Source organism: Moraxella bovis (genome assembly GCF_002014975.1).
Classification (GTDB): domain Bacteria; phylum Pseudomonadota; class Gammaproteobacteria; order Pseudomonadales; family Moraxellaceae; genus Moraxella; species Moraxella bovis.
This window is the reverse complement of the sequence record NZ_MUXV01000105.1, coordinates 1-1761: the sequence shown is the minus strand read 5'-3', so window position 1 is coordinate 1761 and position 1761 is coordinate 1. Positions and strand designations below refer to the sequence as shown.

The following is a 1761-nucleotide window of genomic DNA, read 5'->3' as shown; positions in this document are numbered from 1 at the left end:
AACGGGGGTTTATTTTACATGTTAACAATTAAAAAAGGAGCAAAATGTGTCAAACCCAGCCCCTGAGAAAAATATTTATGCACAATTACGCATTATGATTAAACATCCTTTGACGGCGGATAGTTTTCGTTGCACTGTGATTGCGACAAAGTTTGCCTACTTTAAGGGTGTAACCAGAGAATACAGTCAGCCAATTAAAATGAAACAGGTGAAATTTAAGAGAAATTCACGACATGATAAAAATGGTTATCTAGCCATTGAGATGGACCCTGTTGTGCTTTTTGAGGCTAAAACTGGTATTGATAAAGTAGTTTGCAATCCGAATAATAGGAGTAATAATGTTGGGTTTGAGACATATCAAAAAGGCACTAAGGGTGATTTCAAAAAAGTACGAGACATTTATGGCAATTGGTTTTATGAAGGAGGGACTCCTACTGTTTTGACATGGGGTGTAACTCAGGGGGTGAATGGGCAAAGTGCTAATACACATAAAACCCAAAATATCAATACTAATGCTCCAAAAGCTAGCTTTACAGCTTTTGTTGGTGGAGCCATGGATAAATATAAGTTTAGTAAAGAGAGATTTGAACGTTACATTCCTAAAAAATATGAATATCTCAATAATCCAACCAATATTATGTTGGATTGTCTAACAGATTTTAAGAAGATATTGCCAAGAGATGTTGTTAATGCCTCCTTTGAATACTATGGTTATGAAGAGGCTTACGGTAATTATAGTATCGCAAAAAAATATGGCGATCATCTATTGCTCAATCTTATGTCAGATATTAAAGAAATTCTAAAAAAAGAGCCAAAAACCCAGATTAATTTGGTTGGGCATAGTTTTAGAGGATGGAATGTTGCTGGTTTGGCTGAGGAATTGTCAAAAAATAAGATATGTAAAGTGAATTGTTTGATTACAATAGATCTTGTCGGCACTAGACTTAGTAAAATTTTATTGACCCCTACACCCATGGGCTTTGTGGGAAAGGCTGATATTTATATTTTTGAACCAGATCCAATTAGTAATATTTGGATTAATGTGTATTCTAAACCAACAACGAATGATGATAGTGATATTATTGCCGACCTTGGTGGGCGTTGGTATGATGATGATACAGCGAAAGCTACCTACCAAGTAACTTCCAGTGCTCATCACTATCAGGCACAAACAATGTTGATTTCTAGTAAGTATTTTAAAAACAATACGCATTCAGCATCAGATATTTTGATAAACGAATTAAAGAAGGTGAGACCATGAAATATTTTATTTTTCTTTGTATATTTTTAGTGGCTTGTGAGCCACAAAAAATATCTGTACAATTGCAATCCATTAGATTAGAAAATGACAATATAGACTTAATGGGTGTTGCTGATATCAAAAGTCTTAATGGATTTGATTATGAAGATATAAGCCAAAATCCTGCAAAAAGAATGATATGCACAAATGATCATGATGACAGAATTCAGGATCATGATGTATTAATACATAATCATCAAGTCAAATTCAAGTTAAATGTATGTCAAAATAAAGATAATAGGCTATGCGTAGAAAAGCCCATTCAATCACCAATTAAAATGCAATGTTATCTGCTTGTTTCTGGGATTTTGGGTTGGGGAATTGCATCAGAAGAATTTGATATAATTTATGATTAAATTCACCAAAACCCACCAACTGCTTGATGGCGAACATCAAAGCAATTCCTGAAAGTGAGCGAGCCAACACTCGTATGAATGTTAAAACAGGGTGGTAGACAATCT

The 1761-nt window shown here is 34.2% G+C and carries 2 protein-coding genes; both read left to right on the top strand.

Features of this window, described 5'->3' with window-relative positions; translation table 11 throughout:
* Positions 1 to 46: 46 nt before the first annotated feature.
* Complete coding sequence (locus B0182_RS15030; RefSeq protein WP_228157711.1) at positions 47 to 1261, top strand: hypothetical protein; 1215 nt, start codon at positions 47 to 49, stop codon at positions 1259 to 1261.
* Positions 1258 to 1656 carry a hypothetical protein gene (locus tag B0182_RS13730; RefSeq protein ID WP_078275442.1) on the top strand — a complete coding sequence of 133 codons (399 nt, stop codon included), beginning with the start codon at positions 1258 to 1260 and terminating at the stop codon, positions 1654 to 1656. The genes B0182_RS15030 and B0182_RS13730 overlap by 4 nt, the downstream gene beginning before the upstream one ends.
* Positions 1657 to 1761 lie beyond the last annotated feature (105 nt).